General features: G+C 57.4%; 26 protein-coding genes and 2 tRNA genes. 12 read left to right on the forward strand and 16 right to left on the reverse strand.

Annotated elements, in window-relative coordinates:
* Nucleotides 1–264: 264 nt before the first annotated feature.
* The 5 genes from VEH04_12450 to VEH04_12470 all read right to left on the reverse strand — a co-directional run bounded on the left by VEH04_12450 (nt 265) and on the right by VEH04_12470 (nt 5,024).
* Nucleotides 265–1,329, reverse strand: coding sequence for an ABC transporter permease (locus tag VEH04_12450; protein HYG23588.1), 1,065 nt, complete (start codon nt 1,327–1,329; stop codon nt 265–267).
* Nucleotides 1,329–2,819 (reverse strand): sugar ABC transporter ATP-binding protein, encoded by a 1,491-nt coding sequence (locus tag VEH04_12455; protein HYG23589.1) that lies wholly within the window; start codon nt 2,817–2,819, stop codon nt 1,329–1,331. Before VEH04_12455 ends, VEH04_12450 begins: the two co-directional genes overlap by 1 nt.
* Nucleotides 2,819–3,793 carry a substrate-binding domain-containing protein gene (locus VEH04_12460; GenBank protein ID HYG23590.1) on the reverse strand — a complete coding sequence of 325 codons (975 nt, stop codon included), beginning with the start codon at nt 3,791–3,793 and terminating at the stop codon, nt 2,819–2,821. Before VEH04_12460 ends, VEH04_12455 begins: the two co-directional genes overlap by 1 nt.
* A 262-nt stretch (nt 3,794–4,055) precedes the next feature.
* Nucleotides 4,056–4,796: a VPDSG-CTERM sorting domain-containing protein gene (locus tag VEH04_12465; GenBank protein HYG23591.1), complete on the reverse strand. Its 741-nt coding sequence runs from the start codon at nt 4,794–4,796 to the stop codon at nt 4,056–4,058.
* A 154-nt stretch (nt 4,797–4,950) separates the two neighbouring features.
* Nucleotides 4,951–5,024, reverse strand: a tRNA-Gln gene (locus VEH04_12470).
* A gap of 100 nt (nt 5,025–5,124) precedes the next feature.
* On the opposite strand from VEH04_12470, the gene VEH04_12475 reads away from it, so the two are divergent.
* From VEH04_12475 to VEH04_12490, 4 genes are read left to right on the forward strand one after another with little or no spacing between them, the layout of a single operon-like run.
* Nucleotides 5,125–5,361: a hypothetical protein gene (locus tag VEH04_12475; GenBank protein HYG23592.1), complete on the forward strand. Its 237-nt coding sequence runs from the start codon at nt 5,125–5,127 to the stop codon at nt 5,359–5,361.
* A gap of 29 nt (nt 5,362–5,390) precedes the next feature.
* The gene (locus tag VEH04_12480; protein HYG23593.1) at nt 5,391–5,945 is read left to right on the forward strand and encodes an RNA polymerase sigma factor; all 555 of its coding nucleotides are present in this window, start codon (nt 5,391–5,393) and stop codon (nt 5,943–5,945) included.
* On the forward strand, nt 5,942–6,430 hold the full coding sequence (locus VEH04_12485) for a hypothetical protein (protein HYG23594.1): 489 nt from the start codon (nt 5,942–5,944) through the stop codon (nt 6,428–6,430). Before VEH04_12480 ends, VEH04_12485 begins: the two co-directional genes overlap by 4 nt.
* Complete coding sequence (locus VEH04_12490; protein ID HYG23595.1) at nt 6,420–7,994, forward strand: RDD family protein; 1,575 nt, start codon at nt 6,420–6,422, stop codon at nt 7,992–7,994. The genes VEH04_12485 and VEH04_12490 overlap by 11 nt, the downstream gene beginning before the upstream one ends.
* Here the strand turns inward: VEH04_12490 and leuB are convergent.
* Both leuB and VEH04_12500 read right to left on the reverse strand, forming a co-directional pair.
* Nucleotides 7,989–9,104, reverse strand: coding sequence for a 3-isopropylmalate dehydrogenase (leuB, locus tag VEH04_12495; GenBank protein ID HYG23596.1), 1,116 nt, complete (start codon nt 9,102–9,104; stop codon nt 7,989–7,991). The genes VEH04_12490 and leuB overlap by 6 nt on opposite strands.
* Nucleotides 9,105–9,303: 199 nt before the next feature.
* Nucleotides 9,304–9,966: an H-X9-DG-CTERM domain-containing protein gene (locus VEH04_12500; GenBank protein HYG23597.1), complete on the reverse strand. Its 663-nt coding sequence runs from the start codon at nt 9,964–9,966 to the stop codon at nt 9,304–9,306.
* A gap of 157 nt (nt 9,967–10,123) precedes the next feature.
* Between VEH04_12500 and VEH04_12505 the strand changes: the two genes are divergently transcribed.
* A complete protein-coding gene (locus tag VEH04_12505; GenBank protein HYG23598.1) occupies nt 10,124–10,846 on the forward strand; it encodes an HAD family hydrolase in 723 nt (240 codons plus the stop codon).
* 6 nt (nt 10,847–10,852) lie between these two features.
* On the opposite strand, the gene accC is transcribed toward VEH04_12505, so the two are convergent.
* The 3 genes from accC to aroQ form a co-directional block, all read right to left on the reverse strand.
* Entirely contained in the window at nt 10,853–12,235 is a 1,383-nt protein-coding gene (gene accC / locus VEH04_12510) for an acetyl-CoA carboxylase biotin carboxylase subunit (protein ID HYG23599.1), read from the reverse strand.
* Between the two features lie 63 nt (nt 12,236–12,298).
* Complete coding sequence (gene accB, locus VEH04_12515; protein ID HYG23600.1) at nt 12,299–12,757, reverse strand: acetyl-CoA carboxylase biotin carboxyl carrier protein; 459 nt, start codon at nt 12,755–12,757, stop codon at nt 12,299–12,301.
* Between the two features lie 184 nt (nt 12,758–12,941).
* The gene (gene aroQ / locus VEH04_12520) at nt 12,942–13,388 is read right to left on the reverse strand and encodes a type II 3-dehydroquinate dehydratase (GenBank protein HYG23601.1); all 447 of its coding nucleotides are present in this window, start codon (nt 13,386–13,388) and stop codon (nt 12,942–12,944) included.
* A 143-nt stretch (nt 13,389–13,531) separates the two neighbouring features.
* Here aroQ and rhaM point away from each other — a divergent pair, with 143 nt between their 5' ends.
* From rhaM to VEH04_12540, 4 genes are all read left to right on the forward strand, one after another.
* The gene (gene rhaM, locus VEH04_12525) at nt 13,532–13,846 is read left to right on the forward strand and encodes an L-rhamnose mutarotase (GenBank protein HYG23602.1); all 315 of its coding nucleotides are present in this window, start codon (nt 13,532–13,534) and stop codon (nt 13,844–13,846) included.
* Between the two features lie 151 nt (nt 13,847–13,997).
* Nucleotides 13,998–15,152 (forward strand): ATP-binding protein, encoded by a 1,155-nt coding sequence (locus tag VEH04_12530; protein ID HYG23603.1) that lies wholly within the window; start codon nt 13,998–14,000, stop codon nt 15,150–15,152.
* 84 nt (nt 15,153–15,236) lie between these two features.
* Entirely contained in the window at nt 15,237–15,677 is a 441-nt protein-coding gene (locus VEH04_12535; protein HYG23604.1) for a response regulator, read from the forward strand.
* Complete coding sequence (locus tag VEH04_12540; GenBank protein ID HYG23605.1) at nt 15,674–17,221, forward strand: PAS domain S-box protein; 1,548 nt, start codon at nt 15,674–15,676, stop codon at nt 17,219–17,221. Before VEH04_12535 ends, VEH04_12540 begins: the two co-directional genes overlap by 4 nt.
* A 12-nt stretch (nt 17,222–17,233) precedes the next feature.
* Here VEH04_12540 and VEH04_12545 read toward each other — a convergent pair whose 3' ends face one another.
* The 3 genes from VEH04_12545 to VEH04_12555 form a co-directional block, all read right to left on the reverse strand.
* Entirely contained in the window at nt 17,234–17,524 is a 291-nt protein-coding gene (locus tag VEH04_12545) for a hypothetical protein (protein ID HYG23606.1), read from the reverse strand.
* Between the two features lie 101 nt (nt 17,525–17,625).
* Nucleotides 17,626–18,066 carry a response regulator gene (locus VEH04_12550; GenBank protein HYG23607.1) on the reverse strand — a complete coding sequence of 147 codons (441 nt, stop codon included), beginning with the start codon at nt 18,064–18,066 and terminating at the stop codon, nt 17,626–17,628.
* 341 nt (nt 18,067–18,407) lie between these two features.
* Nucleotides 18,408–19,289 (reverse strand): alpha/beta hydrolase, encoded by an 882-nt coding sequence (locus VEH04_12555; GenBank protein HYG23608.1) that lies wholly within the window; start codon nt 19,287–19,289, stop codon nt 18,408–18,410.
* Between the two features lie 114 nt (nt 19,290–19,403).
* On the opposite strand from VEH04_12555, the gene acs reads away from it, so the two are divergent.
* From acs to VEH04_12570, 3 genes are all read left to right on the forward strand, one after another.
* Nucleotides 19,404–21,407: an acetate--CoA ligase gene (gene acs, locus VEH04_12560; GenBank protein HYG23609.1), complete on the forward strand. Its 2,004-nt coding sequence runs from the start codon at nt 19,404–19,406 to the stop codon at nt 21,405–21,407.
* A gap of 21 nt (nt 21,408–21,428) precedes the next feature.
* Nucleotides 21,429–22,763 carry an acetylxylan esterase gene (locus VEH04_12565; GenBank protein ID HYG23610.1) on the forward strand — a complete coding sequence of 445 codons (1,335 nt, stop codon included), beginning with the start codon at nt 21,429–21,431 and terminating at the stop codon, nt 22,761–22,763.
* A 115-nt stretch (nt 22,764–22,878) separates the two neighbouring features.
* Nucleotides 22,879–22,955 (forward strand) — tRNA-Arg (locus VEH04_12570).
* A gap of 205 nt (nt 22,956–23,160) precedes the next feature.
* Here VEH04_12570 and VEH04_12575 read toward each other — a convergent pair.
* The 3 genes from VEH04_12575 to VEH04_12585 form a co-directional block, all read right to left on the reverse strand.
* Nucleotides 23,161–24,150 (reverse strand): manganese catalase family protein, encoded by a 990-nt coding sequence (locus tag VEH04_12575; GenBank protein HYG23611.1) that lies wholly within the window; start codon nt 24,148–24,150, stop codon nt 23,161–23,163.
* A 176-nt stretch (nt 24,151–24,326) separates the two neighbouring features.
* Nucleotides 24,327–25,481 carry a cytochrome P450 gene (locus VEH04_12580; protein ID HYG23612.1) on the reverse strand — a complete coding sequence of 385 codons (1,155 nt, stop codon included), beginning with the start codon at nt 25,479–25,481 and terminating at the stop codon, nt 24,327–24,329.
* A gap of 103 nt (nt 25,482–25,584) precedes the next feature.
* Entirely contained in the window at nt 25,585–26,622 is a 1,038-nt protein-coding gene (locus tag VEH04_12585; protein HYG23613.1) for a DUF4185 domain-containing protein, read from the reverse strand.
* Between the last annotated feature and the right edge of the window lie 83 nt (nt 26,623–26,705).

The following is a 26,705-nucleotide window of genomic DNA, read 5'->3' on the forward strand; positions in this document are numbered from 1 at the left end:
CCTACGGCTCCAGGGACTCCGTTCCACCGAAGGGGGTGGTTTCGAAAGGGTTGAAAGATGACACAGAGATGAAAACAAAACCGGCAGGCACAGTGATTTCTAATTGTCACTGAAGTGAAGAATAATTGTCATTGAACATCCGCGGAAAAACGCGCCCGGCCGGGCGCCAGTTCCGGCCAATGATGCAACAGGCTGTAGCCGTCGACGAGAATGCGGACGAGCGCCATGGAACGAACCTTGCAGGGCCGGCAGGAAAAGCAAGCGTCACTCGATCCTGCGATGCCGGAAACGATCGACTGCAACAGCGATGATGATGATTCCGCCAATGACCATTTCCTGAACCCACTTTGGCCAGCCCATCTGCTGTCCACCCATGTACAGGATGGTGATGGTAAGGGCGCCAATCAGCGTCCCAATGATGGAACCTTCGCCGCCTTTGAAGCTCGCGCCTCCAATGATCACTGCCGCGATCACAAACAACTCGTACATCACGGCAGTTGTTGGCTGGCCGATGCCCCCGATGTAAGAGAATTGCATCAGCCCGGCGACGCCGCAGAAAAATCCAGAAGCAGTGTAGACGAGCAGCTTCGTTCGATGCACAGGAACGCCGCACAGGCGCGCGGTTTCTTCATTGGATCCGACTGCGAAGATGTGCCTGCCCAGGCGCATGTAGCGCAAGAGCAGCGATGAAACGATGACTCCGCCAATGAGGATCCAGACTCCTGTGGGAAGGATTTGCCATGTTTGGTCAGCGCGGGAGAGCGTGGGATCCATGATCGAGCTGATCCAGGTTTCTTCGGGTGGATAAATATCGCGCTCGTGGGCGATGCCCTTTGCGAGGCCGCGGATCATGCCCATGGTGCCCAATGTCACGATGAATGGCACCAGCCGCAACCCGACGACCATTGCCCCATTCGCCAGGCCCGCGAGTGTGCTCGCCAATATGCCCGCGCCGACCGCGAGAATCGGAGCCAGCGTGGGGTGCGCCAGCACAATCGATTGTTCGCTGCCCGGTGCGCCAATATTCAAGTTGAGAACCCACGCGACGACCACCACCGACAACGCGATCAATGATCCCGCCGACAAATCAATGCCGGCTGCGATGATCACCAACGTCAGGCCCAGGCCCGCTGTGGCGTAAACGCAACTTTGCCGCAGGATGTTCTCGAGATTGCGGACGGTGTAGAATTTCCCGTCCTCGACCAACACGGCAAAGAAAGTGAAGACGATGATCAACGCGAGAAACCGCCCCAGAATGTTTCCCCACTTCGAAAGCAGAACACGGGATCGCGAAAGGGCGGGTGGTGTTGCGTCAGGAGTTGCTGTCATCAGTTGTCCTGTCCAATCGCTGCCGAAAGCAGGCCGCGTTCGTCCCATTCTTCGCGAGCGCGGGCGTCGCTGAGCAGCCCGCGTGACATCACGGCGATGCGATCGCAAGTGCCCAGAAGTTCTGGAATGTAGCTGCTGACCATCAGGACTGCCTTGCCCCGCGCTGCCAGCTCATCGATCAACTGGTAGATCTGCGCTTTCGATCCGACGTCGATCCCGCGAGTCGGTTCGTCGAGCAACAGCACGTCCACGTCGGCGTGCAGCAGGCGCGCGATCGCCACTTTCTGCTGGTTGCCGCCTGACAGGCCATTGATGCGCTGTTCGGGGCCCTGGCATTTGATCGGGATTTTCTTGATCCAGGGAGCGCATGCAGCGTTCTGCCGCGAGGGAAACACCAGCCCCAATGGACCCAGGCCCGCGAGCCGGGATAGGGTCAGGTTGTCAGCAATGCTCAAGCCGAGAGCCAGGCCTTCTGTCTTGCGATCCTCGCTGATCATCCCGACGCCCTGTGACCACCGGCGGCCGGGTGTTGCGGCTCCGCTGTAACTGCCCACGGTCACAGTGCCTTTCACAACGGGATCCAGACCAAAGACCGCGCGCATGAGTTCGGTTCTTCCTGCTCCCACCAGTCCGAACACGCCCAGCACCTCTCCGCGATGCAATTCCAGTGAAGCACCTCTGGGTTTCTGAACGCCCCCGAGATCGCAGACCTTAAGCAGTGCGTCGCCCGGCCGGCGTTTTGAGCGCGGATATAAATCGTCGACATCCCTTCCCACCATGAGGGCGATGATCTTTTCATTGGGCGTGTCTTTGGTGAAACCGCTGCCCACCGTTTCTCCGTCACGCAAAACCGTGAATCGATCTGAAACGGTTCTCACCTCCTCAAGGAAGTGCGAAATGTAGATGATTGAAATTCCCTTTCCTCGCAGCCGGCGGATGAGCGCGAACAGTTTCTCGATGTCGCGTGCGGTCAGCGAACTCGTTGGTTCATCCAGAACAAGAACACGGCAATCGAGGGCCACGGCGCGGGCGATCTCGACAAGTTGTTGCTGCGCCAGCGAAAGGCGATGCACGGGCAGCAGAGGATCAATGCCGCTTAAGCCGACTTCACCCAGGGCGCGTTCGGCATGTGCCCGCATCGCGCGCCAGTTTATGAAGAGCCCTGCGCGCGTTGGCTCGATGCCGAGCAGAATATTCTCCATCACGGACAGGTGGGGAGCCAGCGCGAGTTCCTGATAAATCATTGCCACGCCGCACGTCCGCGCGTGGAGTGGATTTCCGGGAACGTATGGAACGCCGTCCAGCAGCATCTCGCCGTCGTCGGGCGGGATTGCCCCCGACAGGATCTTCATGAGTGTGCTTTTCCCCGCTCCATTTTCTCCGACGAGCGCCATGACTTCGCCAGGCGCGACGCTTACTTCAACACCGCGCAAGGCTTTCGTTGCGCCAAAGCTGCGGCGCACACCACGCATTTCCAGGCGGAGCGACATTACTGCAGCCCAACCAGCTTGCGCACGGCGGCGTCGTTCTCAAGGTTCTCGCGAGTCACCAGAACGGTGCCCGTATCAACCGTTGCCGGGACCTTCTGTTTTCGCACAACCTTGTAAAGCGTCTCGACCGCGAGATATCCCATGCGTTCTGGATTCTGCGCGACCAGCGCATCAATTCGTCCCGCCTGCAGCTCCTCGACCAGTTTCTTGGAAGTGTCAAACCCGACGAACTTCACGCTCACCTGGATGCCTCCCTTGCGCATGTCGTCCAGGGCGGAAACCACTCCGATTGTGGAATACAGATTCGCTGCGAAGATGCCGTCCAGTTCCAGCCGCTTATTTTTTACGAATTTCTCAAGCGCGTTTGCTGCCGCGTTTTTACAGCCTTCAATCGTGCCGGTGTCAGGGTAAGGATCCGCGGCCACTTTCAGTCCCGATGCCTTGATGGTCTGGATAAAACCTTCCGATCGGGCTTCCGTGCTGCCAGTGCCCTGCACAAAACGCATGCACATCACTTGTGCGCCTGGCTTGTCGCCGATAAGCCGGATCAGTTCGCGTGCGCCAATAACTCCGCCGTTTTTGTTGTCGGTTGCGACGTAGCTCGAATGCGCGGTGCCATCAACGCCCGAATCGAAGACCACCACGGGGATGCCTGCCTTGACGGCGTTCTCAACCTGCTTGCGCATCGCGCGCTGGTTCAAGGGGGCGAGCGCGATGCCATCAACGCCGAGGTTCACCATGTTCTCGATAATCTTGTTCTGCTCGGCAATCTCGGTTTCCGTGACCGTGCCTTCCCACTTGAGGGTGACGCCGAGATCGGCAGCTGCCTGTCGCGCGCCTTTGGCAACCGTCTCCCAGAACTCGCCGCCTGTGCTCTTCGGGATTGCAGCCAGTGTGACTTTGTCGGCTGCGTTGTTGACAAAGGTGGAGCCGAATAAAAAGCAGCTCGCCAGTGCGGAAAGTAAAAAACGCATAGATCAGAAGTGAAGAGGGGTTCGCCGATGTCGCGGTGCCTCAAGCGGCGCGGGTGGAAACGCGTTACGAACCGGGTTCATGGTCTCGCGAATGTGCGAATTCAAATTCCCCTTGGCAATCCCTTTCCTCTCGACCGTTGGACCAGCGACGCCGCGCTCCTCCGTGGAACTGGGGATCGACGCGATCAAATGCAATGAGCCTTCCGCAGGACTCAGTGCAGGATGCGGAATCCCCGGCGGCATCCGCGCCTGTTCGTTCGGATCAATGTTGCCGTCGCAGAACTCCGAACGCTAACACGCCAACGCTCAGCAGGAGCGCGGTGGATCCTGCATCGGGAACGTTGTTCGTTGCCACGAACTGTCCTTCCAGCGTGTCGTTCCCACACGTCATGGTCGTATGAATGTCGAATGCGTTCAGCATCCCGCCCAGCAATGAAAGATCGAGATCGATCTGATTGTGACCAAAGCCGCTCTCCCGCTGCAGTCCCAGGGCAAATGGATCGGCAACGCCCGTAGCGTAATCAAAGCTTCCACTGCCCAGCAGATTGGCCGTTGCCGTGTCGATCGTGTAAGGGCCAGACGCAAGCACGTCTGTGGGCGCCACAGTGGTGAAGTTGTCGTAGAGCGAGTAGGTCTGGCCGTTGAAATCGAGAACGTAGGCATGGCTCCATGTCGCGGCTGAGAGCGATTTCACAAAAATCGCGCCGTAAACCACGGTGTGGGCAGGGCTCACATCGACGCCCTTGACGAAGTCGAAGGTTCCAACCACGGACAACCGGCTGCTCGCAGGATTGTAAACGAGGGCTTCAAGATCCCACTCGTCGCCAGTGGCGGTGGTGGGTTCCGTTTCGTTATCTTCAAGGGCGGATCCCAATCCGTTGCTGGCGCCCCAGACGCCTCCTCCATTACCCGACTGGCCGTCAAACCGCGTGATGTTAACGGGAACGGCAAGTGCGTTGAGGCACGTGGAAACCGTGATGACCGCGAGGAGATTTGTTTTCATACCTGGCACATAGGGTTAAAGCGGGCTTATTGCAGCACAGGTCGCGTTCGAGGAACATGGGGCGCTACGCGCCTCGGCTGGTGGGAACATTCCCCAGCACGGTTTGGACGGCGGGCCATTGACAACCGTGAGGGGCGGTTTGGGAAGCGGGAAGTGGCTGTCCGACATGGATTCGAACCATGACAAAAGCCTCCAAAGGGCCTTGTGCTACCATTACACCATCGGACAAACCGCGTTGAAATTAGCCCCGTCCTCCACGGGGCGTCAAATCATCTCTCGGTCGTAAATAGTTGAAACAAATGCGTTGCTGCCGGGTTAACCCTGCAGAATGAAAACCGTTGTGCGGATTAAAACGAATCCGGCGTTCAAGCGGACGCAGCCTCTGCCGTGGTGGCACGATGGCCAGATCGTGTCGCAGAATTTTGGCGGGTCGAAGGCGGCTCCCGTCGTATCCATTTTTACTCCCGGAACGGCGCGCAACCCTGCGCGCGGGGTTCGGGCGCTTCCGTTTTCCTGCCTCTATTTTTATGCAATGGCCCTGTCATCAATGTTGTTCCCCGTCTAGGCTCGGTCCGTGGCGCTCCGCCCCTGAACATGGACGACACGCAATCATTCGAGGCGTTCATGCTTGATCACCAGAACATGGTGTTTGGCACCGCAGTGCGCCTGCTCGCGAATCGATCCGAGGCAGAAGACATCGCACAGGATGTTTTCCTCAAGGCATTCCATCATTTCGAAAACCTGCGGGACAATCCATCGGCAGGCGGTTGGCTGCGGACTGTCGTCACAAACCTTTGCCTGAACCACCTCACGCGTTATCGCTCACGCTGGAACTTGTTCACGGAATGGCGATCCAGCGATGGCGAGGAGCTTGGACCTGCCGCTGAGATGACGGCACCGAGCGATCCGCTTTCTGAAATCGCAGCCGCAGAACAGAACGAATTACTCGAGCAAGCGTTGCAGAAACTTCCCGATTCGCAGCGGGTGCCCATTGTTCTCTTCCATCTGGAGAATCATTCGTATGAGCAAATAGCCGCCGAGCTCGGGATTTCTCTTGGCAAGGTGAAAACCGACATATTCCGGGGGCGCGAAGCGCTGCGGAAGGTGCTGCAAAGAAAAACCGGGTTTTCGGAAATCGTCCGCACATGAAGCATTTCTCGGAACAGGATCTGGAATCGCAGGTGGATCGCGCTCTCAAGGCGCTTCCCGAAATTCCAGCGCCCCAATCCCTCGCGCGGTCAGTGCTTGCAAGAGCAAAATCCCAGAGTGCCGCGCCCTGGTACCAGCGTCCATGGCACTCATGGCCTGTCCGGTTGCGCGCTGTGTCGTTCGGCATCATGCTCGCCGCCTTTCCTGCGCTGTATTTTGGGATAATTCAGTTGATCAATCATTCCTTTGCGGGGGTTTTTGCAGAACGAGCGCGCGATTCGCTGAATGCAGTGGCCATCCTTTGGAACGTAGCCACGGCGATAGCGCAGGCCGGCTTCGCTGTCATTGCGAATCTCGGACCGCTTTTCTTTGTCTCGGCATTCCTGATTGCGGCAGTTGCATATGCTGCCTGCATCGGCATCGGAACCCTGGCCGTCAAACTTGCGCTCACCCATCGATCCTCCAATCCCTTTTATGAAAATTAAGACGTTCGCCTTTATCAGCTTCGCGCTGCTGACCCTATCCACCTTGCCGTTGGTCGCGCAGGAAGATTCGCTGGAGTCTCCGCAAGTGCTGGCGCCGGAAATTGCAACCAATTCGGCGGCCGAGGCTGAGTCGGAATCCTCGGAAACGGCCGCGACGCCGAACCTTCGTCGCGGACCAGTCCTTGCCTTCGGCAAGACCGCAGAACTCGCTGCCGATCAAACCGCGGAGGCAGTGATCGCAATCGCTGGTACAGCCCGTGCCCATGGCCGCGTGCGTGAGGCGGTTGTTGCCATCATGGGTGATGCCGAGGCGAATAATCGCGTGGGCGATTCTGTTGTCGCGATCGCCGGCAATGTTCGGGTGAACGGCGAAACCCGGGAAGCCGTGGCGGTGCTTGGCAGCGTGATGGTGGGATCTAATGCCGTGATCCGCGGAGACGTTGTGTCTATCGGAGGGACTGTGAAGCTTGCCGAAGGAGCGAGGGTGCACGGCCAGATTCACGAGATGACCTTTGACGTACCGGGCTTGCCCCGTATTGAGGAGTTGTCGCTCTGGGTTCGCGAATGCGTATTCAAGCTGCGGCCGCTGGCGCCGCAGGTGCGATGGGTATGGATCGTTGTGGGTGCGTTTATCGGTCTTTACTTCCTTATCGCGGTTTTATTCCCCGGCCCGATCGAACTCTGCCGTGCTGAAATCGCGCAGCGTCCAGCCACCACGTTTGTAGTCGGATTGTTCTCAAAGATTGCGATTCCGATCATCTTGCTGGTGCTTGCCGCAACCGGCATTGGACTGCTCGTCGTGCCTTTTGTTTTTGCAGCTGGAGTTTTTGCAGCCCTTGTTGGCAAGGTTGCCCTGTTGCAATTCGTCGGGGGCGCATTGACTCGCGCGTTCGGCCTGCAGGGACGGGCCGCCGAACTGCTGTCTCTCGCGATCGGATCGATCATCATGATCGTTCTTTACATGATCCCGGTGGTCGGTTTTCTCGCCTTTGCCGTTTTCGGAGTGTGGGCCTTGGGCGCAGTTGTAACGGCGGCGTTCACGCGAATCACACGGGAACGTCCCCCCCGCCCGCCACGTGGGAACCCCCCCACGTTTGGCGGTGGCGGTTCCGCAAACCCCCAGGTCGATCCAGCCGCTCCTCACCCTGCGGGAAGCGGAACGGGATTTGCGCCCACTTCCGGCCTTGTGGCATACCCACGCGCCGGGTTTTGGGAGCGCATGGGTTCAGGGTTTGTAGATCTTGCCTTGCTCAGCATTCCCTTCGCAATTCTGGGGCCTCTCGGATTGCTGGTCTTGCTCGCCTACTTCGCGGGCATGTGGACATGGAAAGGAACCACGATCGGCGGGCTCGTGCTGCAGCAACAGGTGGTTCGATACGACGGCAAACCGCTCAACTTCACGGTTGCGCTTGTCCGCGGGCTCGCCGCGTGCTTTTCGGCCTGCATGCTGTTTATCGGCTTCTTCTGGATTGGTTGGAACCGGGAGAAACAGGCATGGCATGACCTTATCGCGGGAACCTATGTCGTCCGGCTCCCCCGAGCCATGCCGCTGGTTTGCCTATGATTGCTGAAGAGCAGCGGCGATCGCGTCGCCCATTTCGCGTGTGCCCACCCGCCGTCCGTTTGCCTCCGCGGAATTGAAGATGTCGCCGGTTCTATTGCCTGATTCGATTGCTCTCCGAACCGCCTGCTCTATCGCCGCCGCTGCATCGTTCAGTTGAAAGCTGTGTCGAAGCATGAGTGCGGCGGAAAGAATCTGGGCAATCGGGTTGGCGAGGTTCTTGCCCGCGATGTCGGGAGCCGTGCCGCCTGCCGGTTCATAAAAACCAAACGTTTTTCCGCCCACTGTCGCGCCAAGGCTCGCGCTGGGCAGCATGCCGAGGGACCCCGCCAGCGCTGCTGCTTCGTCGCTCAGAATGTCCCCGAACATGTTTTCACAAAGCATCACGTCGAATTGCGTGGGCCGCAGCAGCAACTGCATCGCGGCGTTGTCGACGAACATGTGTTCAAGCGCTACATCCGGGAATTCGCGGCCGACGCGTGTCACGACATCGCGCCAGAGCACCCCGTTTTCCAGGACGTTTGCCTTGTCGATGCTTGTGACCTTGCGCCGCCGCAATGAGGCCGAGGAAAAGGCGACACGCGCAATCCGTTCGATCTCAGGGGTCGTATAGACCATGGTGTCAATGGCGCGGTGGTGGCCATTGCCGAGCTCCTCGGTTTTTTTCGGCTGACCGAAATACATCCCGCCCGTCAGTTCACGAACGACGAGAATATCAATTCCGTCGCCCTGGCGCTCGGGTCGGAGGGGACAGGCATGTGCGAGAGCCTTGGGCAACTGAACCGGGCGCAGGTTTGCGAACAATCCAAATTCCTTGCGAATCCGCAGCAGCGCCGCGCGTTCGGGGCGTTCCTCCTTCGGGATCGTCGGGTCGCGATCCGGCAATCCCACCGAACCGAACAAAATCGCGTCAACATTGCGGCAAAGCGCCAGCGTGTCATCGGGAAGCGCCTTTCCCGAAGCGTCGATGCCTGCCCAGCCGACGGGAGCCTCGGTGACCTCAAGAGTAAAACCGTGGGTTTTCTCGGCAGCCCGGAGCACCTTGAGAGCTTCCCGCATCACCTCAGGTCCGATTCCGTCGCCAGCGAGCGACGCGATTTTGAAATGCTTCATGATTTGATTAGTGCGGGGAGCCATTTCGTTTCGGAATCTGCTCCAGCGCAGGGCCGCGATGCTAATGACTTCAACTGTTGCTGCAACGGAATTTTGCGATTCCAGGGCAGCGAGCGGCGACGTGCTCGAAAGCCGGATCCATTTTTGCACGTGGAAGTTCACCAACCCCCGAGTGACGCCCCAAGTCATCGTCGCCAGGTCAGTCGCCATTGGGCCGCCACAAGAGTTCGGGGTGATCGGTTCGCCCCTTGTTCGCCTTGAAATCCCAATACGCGGCGTTTGGAAACCGTCGCACATGGCCATCGAGAAAGAGGATCTGGGCACCGCCGTTGTGGACATTGGTGTGCACATTGTTTTGTTGTGCCACCGCCGCGATTTTCCCGTTGTCGAACAGCCAAACAGTCGCAGCGGGATTGGGGATCTTGAAAATGCGGATCTGTTGCGCGGTTCCGTTCACCTGGGAGTTCAGGCAATAGTGAAAGAGCAGATTGCCGTTGCTTCGCCGCGCGTTGGCGGCGCAGATCCACGGTGACAGCGGGGGTTCAATCGACGCATTGGTCCGCCATGGCATTTCAATGTACGGCGCGAGTCCCATGACCTCGGGAAGTTGCACATACCAACCGCTCGCGAAGTGCGATGCGAGGGTTGGCGTTGCAAAGCCGTCCTTTGGCAGCCGCCCATCGTTCTCCGCCGCAAACAGGTGCGTGCCCGCCCCCCATTGTTTCAAATGCTGAAGGCAATAGGCCGCGCGCGCCTTTTCCCGAGCCCGATTGAGCGCGGGCAGCAGCATGCCTGCAATAATGACAATCAACGAGATGACGATGAGAACCTCGAGGAGAGAAAACCCTGATCCCTTTTTCATTCCTTTGCCCTTTCCTTGACGCTGTTTTAGCGTGCCGATCAAAAATGGCAATGGCGAAATGCCTGCCGGGACGAAAAATCGCCTTCAAAATGGCAACCCGCTGTTCGTCCTCCTAGTGCTTGGCAACCGTATCGTTCCCGCTTAGTGTCTGCGCGCCATGATTCGTTTGGTGTTGTTCGATATTGATGGAACGCTGGTTCGCACAGGAGGAGCTGGGATTAAGGCGTTCGCCAAGGTCTTTGCCACGGAATTCCAGGCCGTCGATCATTTCGAGCGGCTAAAGTTCGCCGGCCGGACGGATGTCAGCCTCGTCCGTGAATTTTTTGAGTATCACAATATCCCGGTAACAGCCGAAAACTTCGAGCGGTTCTTCAGCAGATACGTCTTTTGGCTGGATCATATTCTTTCAAGCAGCAAAACGGAGGAATGTCCTGGTATTTGGGAGTTCATTTATGACGTGAAGGAGATCGCTGAACGCCCTTTGCTTGGCCTGCTCACGGGAAACATCCGCCTGGGCGCCGAGATCAAACTGCGGCACTTCCAGCTATGGGAAGCGTTTGAGACTGGAGCGTTCGCGGACGACCATGAGGAACGCGATCAAATCGCGGAGATAGCCTTCAAACGCGGCCAGCGGCTGCTGGGCAATTCCCTGCGACCTGAGGAAGTGCTGGTGATTGGCGATACACCGCTCGATATCCGATGCGGCCGGGCGATCGGCGCCAAGGTTCTGGCGGTTGCTTCGGGGGGCGCAAGCCTCGAGGAACTTATCCGACACAAACCCGATTGGGCCGTTCCCGACTTGCGAGCCGTTTCCGCGGCTGAGGTTTGCCTGCAGGGCGAATCGGGAGAGGTGCTCGAACCTCTCGACAGGCGGCCTTAGCGGAGTTTAAGGGTTCGGCTCGATTAATTCGCGCCGTGCTCCGCTGAGAAGTTGTTCCACGAAGCCCGTCGAATAAACGCCACGGCGGAAATTCGGATCCTGCAGAATCGCCTGCTGGAACGAAATGGTCGTCTTCACCCCTGTGATCATGTATTCCCCGAGCGCTCGGCTCATGCGGTCCATCGCTTCACGACGGTCTTTGCCGTAAGTGATCAACTTGCCAATCATTGAATCGTAGGATGGCGGGATCGTATATCCCGCGTAAGCATGGGTGTCGACCCTGACGCCGCGCCCTCCAGGCTGGTAATACATCTCGATCCTGCCCGGGCTTGGGCGAAAGTCATCGAAGGGATCCTCAGCGTTGATTCTGCATTCAATCGCATGCCCCTTGAACTCAATGTCGCTCTGCTTGAACCGCAGGGGTTCGCCCATGGCGATCATGATTTGGGCGCGAACCAGGTCGATGCCGGTTACCTCCTCCGTGATCGGATGCTCCACCTGAATGCGCTTGTTGACCTCCAGGAAATAGAAATCGCCCTTGTCGTCGACAATGAACTCAACCGTACCCGCATTGGTGTAGTGAGCGGTCTCAGCAATTCGGATTGCCGCCTTGCCCATTTTCTCCCGCAGTTTTTTGAACTTGTTATCGATCAGCGGGGACGGGGTCTCTTCAATGACTTTTTGATTCCTGCGCTGGATCGAACAATCCCGCTCCCCGAGGTGAACGATATGGCCCTTGCCGTCACCCAGAATCTGAAACTCGATGTGATGCGGGTTCTCAATAAATTTCTCAATGTAGACCCCGGAATTCCCGAACGCCTTCTCTGCTTCACTCCGCGAGGTGTGGTAACCCTTCACCAAGGAGACATCGTTGTGCGCCACCCGCATTCCCCGGCCACCCCCGCCCGCAATCGCCTTTATCATCACTGGATACCCGATGCGCTTTGCGGTGGTCAGTGCTTCTTGCTCGTTATCGATGACGCCTTCAGAACCTGGGGGCGTTGGAACTCCGGCCTTCTTCGCGAGCGCACGGGACACTGCTTTGTCCTCCAAAAGGTTCATGGCACGGGAACTGGGTCCAATGAAGCGGATGTTGCAGCTTTCACAGACGTCGGCGAAGTGCGCGTTTTCGGAAAGAAACCCGTAGCCGGGGTGAATGGCGTCGACATCCGTGATTTCGGCTGCGCTGATCAGGCGATCAATGCGAAGATAACTCTCGTTGGCAGGAGCTTTACCGATACAGATTGCCTCATCGGCAAGCTGAACGTGCATGGAATTGGCATCCGCTTCGGAATAAACGGCGACCGTCCGAATATTGAGTTCCTTGCAGGCGCGGATGATTCTGACAGCAATTTCACCACGGTTAGCGACCAGGATTTTTTCGAACATGACTCAGGGGTAGATCGATAACGTTTCAGCCACCAACGAGAAATTCATCCGAAAGGGGCAAAATCAAGCCGGACGCACCTTGAACAAGGGTTGCCCGAACTCCACTGGTTTGGCGTTGTCCACCAAGACCTGGGTAATGACACCTTTCACCTCAGCTTTGATCTCGTTCATTACTTTCATGGCCTCGATGATGCAGACGACGCTTTCTGAAGTGACTTCAGATCCAATCTCCACGTAAGAGCCTGATTCCGGGGAGGGAGCACGATAAAACGTGCCGATCATGGGTGACTTGATTTCGATTTCGTTTGATGGGACCAGCGTCGGGACGGGAGCCGGTTGCAATAAAGCTGCGGGGGCTTGAGCTGGCAGGTAGGCTACACCGGGTCCTTCCTCGTAAACAGCCCCGCCGCCATTTCCTCCGCGCTTGAGCTTGATCTTGAAATCCTGCTTTTCCAATTCGAACTCCGAAACAGAGTTCTTTTTCATCAGATCGATAATCGCTTTGATGTCTTTAAGATCCACAGGTCAAAAATGCTGATAAGGTTCGCCCCTGAATGTTTCGGGCATATTAAGCAAAAAAGCAGAAGCCGATCTACGACTCTGCTGATCCATGTTCCAGTTGCCGCGAAGATTAGCTTTCCAGAATTCGCCGTCAAGAAGGAAAACCCCTCCGCAAAATTCGTCCTTTTCCCGATTCCCTTGCAAATTAACGCTGTTTTTCCGCTCCGATAACGTTCACGGCGGCTTCAAGCCCCAAAACATACGATTGCATTCCAAATCCTGCGATAACCCCCTGGCAGACTGGGGCGATCAGGGATCGATGGCGGAATTCTTCCCGGGCGTGGACGTTCGAAAGGTGAATCTCGACCGTCGGCACGGACACTGCCGAAATCGCATCGCGTATTGCAATGCTGGTATGGGTATAAGCAGCGGCGTTCAGAACGATCGCATCGAATTTCCCCTTTGCTTCCTGAATGCAAGTGACGAGTTCGCCTTCGATGTTGGTTTGGTGGAACGCGACCTCAACTCCGATCTCGACGGCGCGCGTCCGTACCCGCGATTCGATCTCCGCCAGCGTGAGCGCTCCATAAACGCTGGGTTCCCGTTTTCCCAGCAGATTTAGGTTTGGGCCGTTCAGGAAGAGGACTTTCATCGCACGCGGAGGCTATCGAATCCAGCTCCCTTGTGTCGATTCGAATCCCAAGAAGAACATTTTGAATACCGGCGCACCAGAGGGTTGTAATTAGAGCTAAAATCGCTTTGTATCGGACGGATCGGAACCCTCACGAAAAACTTATGCAACGCGTTGCTTTCAAGATGAAACTTAAGCCTGGGAACTCGGCGGAATATAAGCGGCGTCACGACCGTATCTGGCCTGAACTCGAATCCGAACTCAAAGCGGCCGGTGTTTCGGACTACTCAATCTTCCTGGACGAAGAGAGTCTAACGTTGTTTGCAGTGCAGAGGCTCTCTGCGGGACATACGGCAGACACGCTTCCTTCAAGGGCCATCGTTCGAAAATGGTGGGACTATATGGCGCCCCTCATGGAAGTACATCCGGATAATGCGCCCGTAGTGACACCCCTTGCTCAAGTGTTTCATATCGACTAGCCGTCTGGAATCCAAGCCGTTGCGAAGCCGGTTTATCAGGTTTTCCGATCAAAGTTGTTTGCGTTGTGCAGCGTTTCCCCACGGGAATAGGGGATTTACCCTATATGGACCCCGAAATGGGGTCTCCAAATTGGGCGATGCTGAGTCGTTGATGAGCATCGTCCACCCAACTGAGAGCGTGAATGAGTTTGGAAGAACCAGACAGACCGAGCATCTGTACGACGTTTTAGAAGCGCTACCGGTACTCGTCGCCCATGTGGATTCCGGAGAGCGATATATTTATAACAATGCGGCCTTCGATCGGTGGTATGGCCTGAAACCCGGCGAGTTGCGGGGCCAGTCGATGCGCCAGTTTCTGGATTGCGATTCTTACGAACGCGCAAAACCGCATATTGATGCCGCGTTGAGAGGCGTGCGGCAGGAATTCGAAGCGGAGATCCGTCAGCCCGACGGCAGCCAGCATTGCATGCACGTTCAATACGTTCCCAGGAACGAGGGGAACGAACTCGATGGGTTCTACGTTCTCATGAACGACGTGACCCTTCAGCGGGACACCCAGCATGAGATGTTGCGGTTGAATGCAGAGCTGGAACAGCGATTTTGGGAGAGGACGGCCCAGCTTCAGGTGGCGAACAAGGAACTTGAGGCATTCTGTTATTCCGTTTCTCACGATCTGCGGGCGCCGCTTCGCGCCGTGCGTGGGTTCACGGAGGTGTTGATGGAACAATACGCGGGGCAGCTGGATCCCCGCGGTCAGGACTTCTTGCGGCGGGTTAGCGATGCGAGCTCGAAGATGGATCGGCTCGTCGAGGATCTCTTGAAGCTGTCCCGCGTTTCCCGGAGCGAAATCCGTCATCACCCGATCGATCTTGTGCCGATCGCCGAGGAAATTATAGCGGGTTTGCGAAAGGAGGACCCTGCACGCGAGGTGGAGGTATCCATCGCGCCGAGCCTTCCCGCCCAGGGCGACGAGCGGCTCATGCGTCTCGTCCTCGACAATCTTCTTAGAAACGCCTGGAAATTCACCATCAAGAAACCGCAGGCGCGGATCGAACTGGGAAAGATGGACGAGCCCTCATCTGCCTTTTTTGTGCGGGACAACGGCGCTGGCTTCGATATGGCGTACGCCTCCCGGCTTTTCGGCGTGTTCCAGAGGCTGCATTCAGCCAACGACTTTCCGGGTTCCGGCGTAGGCCTGGCGATTGTGCAACGTGTCATCAACCGCCATGGAGGACGGGTCTGGGCCGAGGGCGCTCTGAACGAAGGCGCCACCTTTTATTTTACCCTGCCTCCCAGTGTCGCCTGACCTTCCCCTCCATTCTAACTTCTGTCCCAGGAGCAACTTGCGTCCTTTCCATTCGGCATTATTCTCCCCGCAACCAGCCAGACAATGAGCAAGAAAACAATCCTGTTGGTCGAAGACAACTCTAACGATGAGTTCCTGACCCTGCGCGCTCTCAAGAAATATAATATTTCCAACGACGTGGTTGTCACACGTGACGGGGCGGAGGCGCTGGATTATTTGTTCGCAACGGGCTCCTACGAGGGGCGCAATGCGTCCGATCTTCCAGTGGTCATGCTGCTCGATCTGAAGCTTCCCAAGATCGACGGATTGGAAGTGCTTCGACAGGTTCGCCAGGACGAACGCACCAAGCTCCTCCCCATCGTGGTGCTCACCTCTTCAAAGGAAGAGCGGGACGTGATCACCAGCTACAAGCTCGGCGGGAACAGTTTCGTCCAGAAACCTGTCGATTTTTCGGCCTTCGTGGAAGCTGTGGGGCAACTAGGACTCTACTGGCTTATGCTGAATGAGCCCGTTCCCAAAATATGATTCATCCCACTCACCGGGAACTCAAGGTCCTGCTGGTCGAAGACTCTGAAAGCGACGCCGCATTGCTATGCCTCGCCCTGGAACGCGCAGGGTTTCAACTGGAATCTGAACGCGTCGAAACCAGCGAAGGCCTTCACGCAGCGTTGGATCGGCAGGAATGGGATGTGGTTATTGCGGATTACGTGATGCCGGGGTTTGATGGCCTGAAAGCGCTGGCGCTCGTCAAATCGCGCGGCCTCGACCTGCCGTTCATCATCGTGTCGGGTCACATTACGGACGACACCGCCGTCGCCGCGATGAAAGCGGGCGCTCACGACTACGTGATGAAAGACAACCTGACGCGCCTTGCCCCCGCCGTGGAGCGCGAGTTGCGCGAGGTTGAGGTCAGGCTCGCTCGCAAGCAGGCAGAGAAGAAGCTTTGGGAGGAACACGCGTTCCGGCATGCGATAGAAACCTCCATTCCATCTGGAATTGCGGTAGTGAATCTCGATGGCAAGCAAACCTATGTGAACCCCGCATTCTGCCGGATGGTCGGGTGGTCGGAAGCGGAACTCATAGGCGCAAAGCCTCCCTTCATCTACTGGCCTGCCGAGGACCTCGATAATATCACTGCGATGCTGACCCGGGTGGTGGATGGTGATGTGCCATCGGACGGCTTCGAACTGCGTTATTCCCGGAAGAATGGGGACCGTTTTGACGTGCTGATTCTCGTGACGCCTTTGCGCGATAGCTATGACAACGTGAGCGGTTGGTTGAGCTCCATTACAGACATTACCCGGCTGAAACAGGCTGAGACCGCGTTGCGTCGATCGCATGAGGAACTGGAATCCCGCGTGCGGGAACGGACGGCCGCGCTGTCGAAAGCCAACGCACAGTTGCAGACAGCCATGGCCGAACGGCGCCGTCTCGAGCATGAGTTGCTTGAGATCACAGAAAAGGAGCGACGCCGAATCGGGCTCGACCTGCACGACGACCTTGGGCAAAAGCTTTCCGGCATTGCCTTGATGGTTAAGGGCTTGCAGCTGAAATTGACAAAGGATGGATCTACGGAGGCGAAGGAAGCAGGCAAGATCCATCGATTGATCCAGCAGGCCATGGATCACGCCAGCGACGTTGCCCACGATCTCGCAACGCTGGATTTTCGGGACAAGGCATTGCCAGACGCCCTGAGGGAATTATCGCAGCACGCCAAAAACTCTTTTCGGATTGCGTGCCGCTTCGAAAGTGATGACGCAGTCCCGGCCCTGGAGAGCAACGTGGTCAGGCAGCTTTACAAGATCACACAGGAAGCCCTGACAAACGCGATCAAGCACGGCAAGGCGAAGAAGGTTGGCATCGCGCTCGCCGCCGACACAGACAAGGTGATGCTTACAATCCGCAACAGCGGGGTTCCCTTTCCATCAGTTGTCGGCCGCAATGCGGGGATGGGTCTGCGGATAATGAACTACAGGGCCAACCTGATTGAAGCTTCCATCGAGATAAAACCGGGGAAGCCAGACGGGACTGTAGTGACGTGCCTGGTGCCGATCCCGGTTCGAAAGTGAAATCGCGCAGGACTACTTGCGGCGCAACAAGGCGCCCCCAATAACCAACCCCGCCACGAACGTCAGAGCGACAGCCGCGTACGGATTGCGTCGAAGCAGCTTGTCTGTCGCCTGCGCGCCATGCATCGCATGATTCTTCAAGCGTTCGCAATTCCGCTTCAAATTCTGCAGCCGCCCAGCGACTTCGCGCTGGGTTTCAATGGGAACTTCCGCCCCAATAGCACGGGCGTAGTCGTCGGCGCCTTGCACCACCATCGTCAGGTCGTCCACGAGCTTTTCGAGGGACGCGTCTTTAGAAATCAAATTTTTGAAATAAACTTCCATAGCAGCGGATTCAATCCAACCGAGACTTCAAGAGGAGGATGCGTGAACTGTTCGTTGACGCCATGGGGTGATCACGGCAGTCATTTCGTTGCACTTTCGTTCAGGTGACGCCAATAGCCGTAAATAGTTTTCGCCACCTCGACGAGCGCGTCAAAACCGACGGGTTTGACGAGGTAGGAATTGGCGCCGAGCTCATACGCCCGTTTGATGTCGGTTTCGTGGTTCGACGAAGTGAGAATGATCACGGGCGTTTGCTTGATGTTTCCCTCGTTGCGAAGCCACGCCAGAACGTCAAACCCGCTCAGCCTTGGCATCTTCAGGTCGAGGAGTATCAAGTGAGGGAAGGGATGCTGTTGCCGATTCGAAAAGGCGTCGGTACCACGCAGATAAGCGATCGCCTGATCCCCGTCGTTCACTGACTGCAGTTCGAATCCCACCCCAGCTTTCTGGCACGCGTGCTGAAACAACAGCGCGTCGTTGGGATCGTCTTCGACGTGCAGAATATTGACTTTATCAACCATCGCGTGGGGCTATGTGGGCGACACGCTACGCCAACCGCAATTGTTTGGAAACTCCAAATGCAGCCCGTCTGAACACCCACTGGACCAGTGGTGGCAGGTTTGTTGCCTGCTGTGGAACGGGCTTCCAGGCCGGTCGAAGAAATCTCAAACGAAGCCGGGCGCATCGTGTCGTTCGTGCTTGACGGCTTTTCCGGGCGCCAAGGATGCACCCCTCTACGTCAGGCAAGATGCCTGCGCCACCGTCATGCAGATTCTCCGCTGCGGGCCGCTTATCAAGTTTGACCAACCGCTTTTAATCACGCCCGGAGCGCTGATCGAACTTCGCAAGCAAGGCGCAGGTCTTACTGGATCCACCCGCGTTGCCGAAGCCAATACGTGCAATCGGCCGTCCATGGGAGCATCTTCGCCACGTTCTCGCGATTGTATTCGCGGATGCCCAATCCAAGGCCGTGCCCGCCTTTTTCATAGATATGAAGATCGAAGGGCACTCCTGCCTTTCGTAATGCGGCGGCGAATTGAAGGCTGTTTTCCAGGGGAACCGCCTTATCCTCGAACGTGTGCCACAGAAATGCAGGCGGCGTATCCCTGGTCACCTGCAGTTCGTTCGAAAGCAGTTTCACAAGGTCCGGACCAGCGCCGGTCCCGAGCAGGTTGTTCTTCGATCCCTGATGCGTGAACTCGCCCATTGTGATCACCGGGTAGCAAAGGATGCCAAGGTCGGGACGCGAGCTGTGGCTTTCAATCGGATCGTTGCTATTGGTTTGACCGAAATCAAAATGCGTGAGCAGGGTTGCCGCAAGGTGTCCTCCTGCGCTTGAGCCCATGATACCGACCTTGTGCGGATCCACTTTCCATTCGCCAGCGCGGGCGCGCACCGTTCGAACGGCGCGCGCAGCATCCTGCAACATCACCGGATGACGGTAACCCGCGCTGCCCAGCCGGTATTTCAGGACAAAGGCGGCGATTCCATGGTCGTTCAGCCATTGCGCATAAACCCTGCCTTCATGATCGGCCAGGTGACCGTACCCGCCTCCCGGACAAATTACGATCGAAGCACCAGTCGCGTTGGTGATTGGCAGATACGGCGTGAGGGTGGGAATATCCCGTGCCTGGTCGCCCAGGGCGCCGGGCGCGCGGTCGGCCCAGAGCGGAATAGGTTGAGCTGTTTGAGCCATGGTCGATGATCCCAGCGCCAGAATCAGCAGCAACAAGCGAGCAATCATTGCGCAAGATTAAGTCCGTGATTCCGGAAACACAGGAAAAACTTCGCCAGCCCGGCTGGACCATCCGACTCGACGATTGACGCTGTGCGTCTGGTTCGGAAGACTTCGAGCACTATGCCCAACAAGCCCGAGATGGCGTTCACTTCCGTCCTGCACGAAACGCGTGTTTTCAAACCGGCCGCGGCCTTTTCAAAACGCGCGCACATCAAGACGCTCGCCGAATATCGCAAGCTGTATAACCAATCGATCCGATCTCCGGAACTCTTCTGGGCAAAACAGGCCAGGAACGAGCTGGTCTGGTTCAAGCCGTGGAAAAAAGTCCTGCAATGGAAAACACCCTTCGCCAAGTGGTTCGTGGGTGGTGAACTGAATGTCAGCTACAACTGCCTTGACCGCTGGTTGGGAACTCCGACCGCAAACAAAGCGGCATTGATTTGGGAAGGAGAACCTGCCGCGCCCGGCAAGCCTGCTGAAGAACGCACGCTCACCTATCAACAGCTGCACCATCAGGTCTGCCTGTTCGCGAACGTCCTCAAACGAAACGGCATCAGGTCCGGAGATCGCGTGATTATTTATCTCCCCATGGTTCCGGAGGCCGCCATTGCGATGCTCGCATGCACACGGATAGGCGCTGTGCACTCGGTGGTGTTCGGAGGGTTCAGTGCACAAAGCGTCGCTGACCGCATCCACGATTGCCAGGCCAGGATGGTGATCACGGCAGACGGCGGTTATCGACGTGGCGCGGTGGTCCCGCTGAAGAAGAACGTCGATGACGCATTGCAGCTCAAGGATGGCGAGGGAACGCTTCTCAGCCGTTCGATAGAAAAAGTGATCGTTCTGCGCCGCGCCTCAAACGATGTGACGTTTCTACCGGGCCGCGATGTCTGGTGGCATGATGAAGTGGGAATGGTGGACGCCGCATGTCCAGCTGCCAGGATGGATAGCGAAGCTCCGTTGTTCATCCTCTACACCAGCGGTTCGACTGGAAAACCCAAAGGCATTCTTCACACCACGGGCGGTTACCTTCTGGGCGCAAAGCTCACGAGCAAATACATTTTCGATTTGCGGGACGATGACGTTTATTGGTGCACAGCAGATGTGGGTTGGGTTACGGGCCATAGTTATGTTGTTTACGGCCCGCTCGCAAACGGCGCGACCAGCCTGATGTATGAGGGGGCTCCAAATTTTCCCGAACCCGACCGGTTTTGGCGCATCGTTGCGAAATATGGCGTCACCATTCTCTACACGGCTCCAACAGCCATTCGGGCGTTCATGAAATGGGGAACGGAATGGCCGAAGAAGCACAACCTTTCGTCCCTTCGCCTGCTAGGCAGCGTCGGCGAACCGATCAATCCTGAAGCGTGGATGTGGTATCAGGAACACATTGGCGGAAAACGGTGCCCGATCGTCGATACTTGGTGGCAAACCGAGACGGGCTGCATCATGATCACCCCCCTTCCGGGTGCCACGCCCACCAAGCCTGGATCCGCAACGTTGCCGTTTTTTGGGATTCTTCCAGAAGTTGTAAACGATCAGGGAAAGCCCGTGCCGCGCAATTCAGGCGGGAAGCTCGTGGTTCGCCGCCCCTGGCCTTTCATGCTCCGCGGCTTGTGGGGCGATAACACACGGTATCAGCAGGTTTATTGGAGCGAAGTTCCCGGCAGCTATTTCACAGGAGACGGTTGCAGGCAGGACAAGGATGGTTACTTCTGGATCGTCGGCCGCATCGATGATGTCTTGAACGTGGCAGGACATCGCATCGGAACCGCAGAGGTGGAGAGCGCTATTGTGAGCCACCTGAAAGTCGCCGAGGCTGCTGTCGTGGGCCGGCCTGACGATCTCAAGGGGCAGGCGCTCGTCGCATTCGTGACGTTAAAAGGCGGGATCAAAGCCACCCCCGAACTTCGTGAGGAGATCCGCCAACATGTGGGCAAGGAAATCGGCCCTGTTGCGAAACCCGACGACATCCGCTTCGCGGAAGCCTTGCCGAAAACGCGGTCGGGCAAGATCATGCGCCGGCTGCTCAAGCAGATTGCTTCTGGATCAGAAATTCGCGGAGATACGACCACGCTCGAAGATCTCAATGTTCTCGCGAAGCTGACACAACAGGAGGATTAGCAGCCGAACGCCTCTTCGCCTATGCATAATACATTTGCTGTTTCCGCACGAAACCTGTGCGCCCTTGTCCTGCTGCTCTGGACGCATGGTTCGTTCGCTGCCGACGATTTCAGTGTTTCTGTTGATCGGCACAGCGGTGTCTATGAGGTGGGCGAGACGGTGCAATGGCGCATTCAGTGGCATGGCACATCGCCAGCACCTGCAAGCCGCATACGAGTGATGCGTGGGGGCCTGACCGAAGTGCAGTCGGAAAACCTGGTGGTCTCCAATGGGCTCGCGCGATATACGAGCCGCTTCGAATCTCCAGGTGCGCTGCTCGCGGAAGTGTATTGGACGGAACCGGACGGACGAAACCGTCGATCGGTCGGAGGCGCAGTCGCTGCGCCCGAACGGATCAAAGCATCCGCTTCCCGCCCCAGGGACTTCGATCGCTTCTGGCGATCGAAAATCGAGGAACTCAAACAGATTCCAGCCAATCCGCAACTGGATCGTGCCGAATCGGGCAGAGACGACGCAGGCTATTGGAAGGTCACGCTCGACAATATCGGAAACACAAAAGTCCGTGGCCAGCTCGCCCGCCCGCTTGCAGGAGAAAAATTTCCCGCGTTGCTCATCGTGCAGTGGGCCGGGGTGTACCCGTTGTCAAAGGATTGGGTCACCTGGCCGGCTCACGGCGGCTGGCTGACACTGAACATCCAGGCGCATGATTTGCCTGTTGATGGCGACGACGCATTCTTCCGTGCGCAACGCCAGGGGCCTCTCGCGGATTACGCCAACCTGGGCAACACGAATCGCGACTCCAGCTATTTCCTCAGAATGTATCTCGGATGCTATCGCGCTGCAGAGTACCTGGCGAACCGGCCGGATTGGGACGGGCGAACACTTGTTGTGATGGGAGGCAGCCAGGGAGGAATGCAGGCGCTCGCGACTGCTGCATTGCACCCGGGAATCACTGCCGCGATCGCCAACGTTCCGGCTGGCTGTGATGTTCTGGGTTCGACGATTGGTCGTGCACCGGGATGGCCGAAATGGAATGTCGCCGGCAGCCCGCTCGTCGGCGAAACCGCACGCTATTTCGACGTGGTGAATTTTGCGGCGCGCATTCAATGTCCTGTCTTGATCGGCGTTGGCCTGCGCGACGAGGTCTGTCCTCCTGAAGGCATTCTGGCCGCTGCCAATCAGATTCGTTCGCCGAAAGAAATCATTCTCCTGCCGAACGCGGGCCACAGCGGCGAGCAACGAGCCCATGAGGCGCTGGAGAATCGTCGCGATTCCGTGTGGCTTCCGGCCCTTGCCGCTGGCCGCCTGCCTCCCGTTGCAGCGGAGAGGCAGGTCTCGGAATCACGCGCTCAGTGAGGAGAGTATTCGCGTGTCAGCATTGATCGGACGGATCACGCGCAGCGAAGAAGCGCGCACAAATTATCACTTGCACAGCCTGCAGGTGCCTCGTAATGTCACTCGCTCTTTGGCTGCACCCATAGCTCAATTGGATAGAGCGTCTGACTACGGATCAGAAGGTTTCAGGTTCAACTCCTGATGGGTGCACCAATAATGCAAGCTTCCTCAACTTCTTCTCGTTTCAAACCGTCTCTGTGCTGCTCCCTGACCGGAACCCGAAGTCGCTTGGTCGGCTCTGAGCCGCCCTATTACCGCGCTTAAGAACTCGCTCGGGTCGACAGCGTGGCTGTGAAGTGCCTCCCCGTTTTCGCGGAGAAAAAGCGGAGTGCGGATGAACCGCACTCCGCTCGGAATCTTACCTGCGGCCCGTGCGGGATGTGCTGCGATAACGGCGCTTTGCAGCGGCACCCCCATTCACCATAGGTTCTTCATACTTCACGTCCCCCATGGCTTTCGCGAAGTATTGGATCATGTCCGGGTCCACTCCCGGAGACGACAACTGCGGTTCGTCGTCGAGTTCCGGCCAGGGAGCGCCCTCCGGGATCTTGTTTTCGACAATCAATTCCTCGCCATCTTCAGGATGCGGTCCATTCCAAATTTCACCGACGCGGGTGTAATCTTCGGGACTGAACCGGAAAAGAATCCGATGCAATCCTTTATCTTCGTGGCGCCGGGCCTCGGGGAACTTCTTGTTGCTGACGTCAGGAATGGGCAACAGCTTGCCGACATCGGCGCCCGTGAGCTTTTCGAGGGCCCGCGCGTACGCGACAATGTGCACGCCACCGCGGACGAGCAGGAAGCCGATCATGGCACGCGCTGTTGGATCTGAAGTCATCTCATACACCCGGATCTTGTTTGCGCGCGCGCCGCATTCGAGAAAGAAGTTGTGCAACAAATCCAGCTTCAGGTTTCCGCTGGAGAAAACGTAGGTGCCGTTCCACGGGTTGCCCATGGAATCGACTGGCAACGCCGATTGCCCCGAGGCGATGAAGTGATACGCATTGCGAAAGTCCTTTGCATTCGCGAGCGGCGCGTCGTTTTCCTTGGCGCCGCTTGCGGTGCGGCGATCAGCGCGTTTGGTTGTTCCGCTGCAGAGCAGGTTGATGGTGGCCGCAACCAGCTCGATGTGTGAATACTCCTCGGCGGCAATATTGGCAACGAGATCATAGAAGGGACGTAATTTGCTGCGCCCGCGAAAGTTGAAAGACTGGAACGTGTAGTTCATCAGCGTGGACATTTCGCCAAACTTCCCGCCCATCAATTCCTGGACGGCCGCAGCGGCGTTTGCATTGGGGGCTTTGGGTCTTGGCAACTCGGTGGCCAGTTTATCGATGCGCAGTATCATAAAGAGTTTCGGTGCAGTTGTTGAATGAGATCGCGCGTCGCGTGACGCGTCGAATGCAGGCACACTCTTTCAAGGAGGCAGACTCGGCAAATGGGGTGGAGACCTGACTCTATAACATGCGCGCCTCGGGGTTCCCCAACCGCTGCCGTACGCAGGAGCGAGGATGACGGTGCGCTTCAGTGAAACCTCAGGGGCAATGTTGCAAATCCACTCGCAGGGTAGCTGGCGAGCGTTGCAGGCTCGTCGGCAACCAACTGAATCCGCTCTGTGGAATTGAGCAGTTCCTCGAGGAAGGCGCGCATTTCCAGGGATGCAAGAGGCGCCCCGGGACACACATGAATGCCCGCGCCATACAGCAGATTCTTCGCTGGATCGCGGCCGAGCCGGAATTCGTCAGGATTGCCGAACACCTTTTCATCCCGATTCGCCGAAACCCAGTTCAAAGTGATCCGTTCACCCTTGCCGATCTGCTGGTTGCCTATTTCCACAGGGCGCCTGGTGATGCGGCGATTGGAAACGAGAGGACCGCGGATGCGAAGGATCTCATCAATCGCGGCGGGAAGGAGGTGGCGTTCCCTGCGCAGTCGATCCTGCACGTCCTGCCGTCGGGCGAGGAACTCTGCAATGATTCCAACCGCGGCCGAAATGGTGCCGATCTCGCCCGCAGTCCAATTCCGAAGAATGCTTGAAAGCTCCTCATTGCTCAGCGGGCGCTGCCAGACCTCTTCGTGCATCAAGGATGCGGTAATATCGACATCCGGACCGGAGCCGGCGGCGCGTCTCTTCTCGAGCAGATCGTCGATGATGGCTTCGAACTCGCGCGCGATCTCCGACAGCGCTTTCCGGTCCTGCGCGAGCGTTGCGTCACGATTCCTGCGCAGCCATCGCAGCAGCGTTCCTTGCAGGGTGTCGGGCCAGCCCAGGAAGGCGCACTGCACCGCCACACCAAACCGCGAAGCCACCTCGGACATGAACTCCACCTGTCCCCGCTGCACCAGATCGTTTACCAGGCCCTGCGCAATTTTGCGGCAAACCGGCTCGAAGGTCTGCATGCGCTCGGGTGTGAAATATTTTTCGATGAGCCTGCGATACGGCGTGTGTTCAGGCGGGTCCATCCCGTTCGGCACTGAGAGATGCTGGGAAACGGCATTGCTGAAAGTGTCATGATCAAGCAGGGCGCGCAGCACGTCCGCGTGTTCGTAAAGAGACCACCCGCCAGTTGAATTGTGCGCAACAGGACAACGCCGGCGTTGCGCATCGTAGTCAGCCCGCTGATCGTGAGATTGAGGTTGTGACGCGGCGTCCTGTTCAGGAAGGTGTTCGTTGTCCATGGGTTTCCTAGTGTTCCACACGGGATAGTAGACCCGCACATCCGCTCACTCAAGCGAACCATTGCGGCTCACCACGGAAGAGACTCAAGTCACGAGTGGGCTCTTATTCGAACCGGAAATTAAGGCGGACGAAGCGGGGCCAATACAGACGCGCGTCGGCAACAGCATGAGAGAAGTCAAAGGAGTTCGCGACGTAGCTCAGCACGATCTCGTCGTCATCAGCTTCGGACGGATGAGCCTTGGCCGCATAGCAGAAGACACGCGCGTCCTGCTTCATCTCGGGACACGTGTATGCGAGGCTCGGCGTGGACCATGGTCCCGCCGGATCGGCTGCGGTTCGAACCAGAATGCGATCGGATAATCCGTTTTCGTTGTAGACAAGTACGTAACGTTGGAAAGCCGGCAGATAGGTAACGGAGCATTCGGTTGCAACGTGGTCCGCAAGCGGACTCAACTTCGTGGAACCACTCTGCCAATCGCCGTTGTAATAAAACCGCCACCTGCTGAAATGTTCTAGATCCGCTGATGGAACTTTCGCGACCACCAAACGGCGATTGCGAACTGGAACAGTAAGATCGTCATCAGTGCCGTAGACGTAAATCTCCTCACCTTTCCGCAATACGGCTGCGCCAAAGGCCAGGTGGCGTCGGCCGGTAAAAATCGCAAACGGCAGCTTCTGTTGTTTTATATTCCAGGACGCGGGGTTGTCGTAAGGATTCGAAATGACGCCAAGCCATTGGCCTATGTGGCGAAAACCAAAAACCCCGGGATCGGCAGTTTTCTCAACTTGCGACAGAAACACATAAAGTTTCCCCCGATGCTCAATTCCTGCCTGGAGCCAAAACCATCCCCTTCCATCGGCAGGGGTGATCAATGCATCGGGGCTCCCGTCTTCGCGCTGCTTGAAAACGAACTCGAGGCGCCCGTTGTCTCCGTTTCCAGTCTGCACTCCAATCGAATTATTAATTATGGTTGCGTTGGTCCGGCTTCCATTCCGAACTGTCCCAACCCACGTGTCGCTGAATAACCAAAGCGTGCGCTCAGCTGAAAGTGCGGCCGAATACGCGCCGTCTGCGCCGATCCACCCTTCCGTCCGCTCAAATCGTGCATTGAGTTCCGGCATCGGGGCGGCGCTCGACACGGAGAGTTCTTGATCGTTAGGGATGGCCGGATCCCGGGTGTTCCTCCGTTCGTCTGGGCTGCAGCCACACAGTATGAGGGATG

The sequence above is a fragment of the Verrucomicrobiia bacterium genome, from assembly GCA_035629175.1.
GTDB lineage: Bacteria > Verrucomicrobiota > Verrucomicrobiia > Limisphaerales > DASXHY01 > DASXHY01.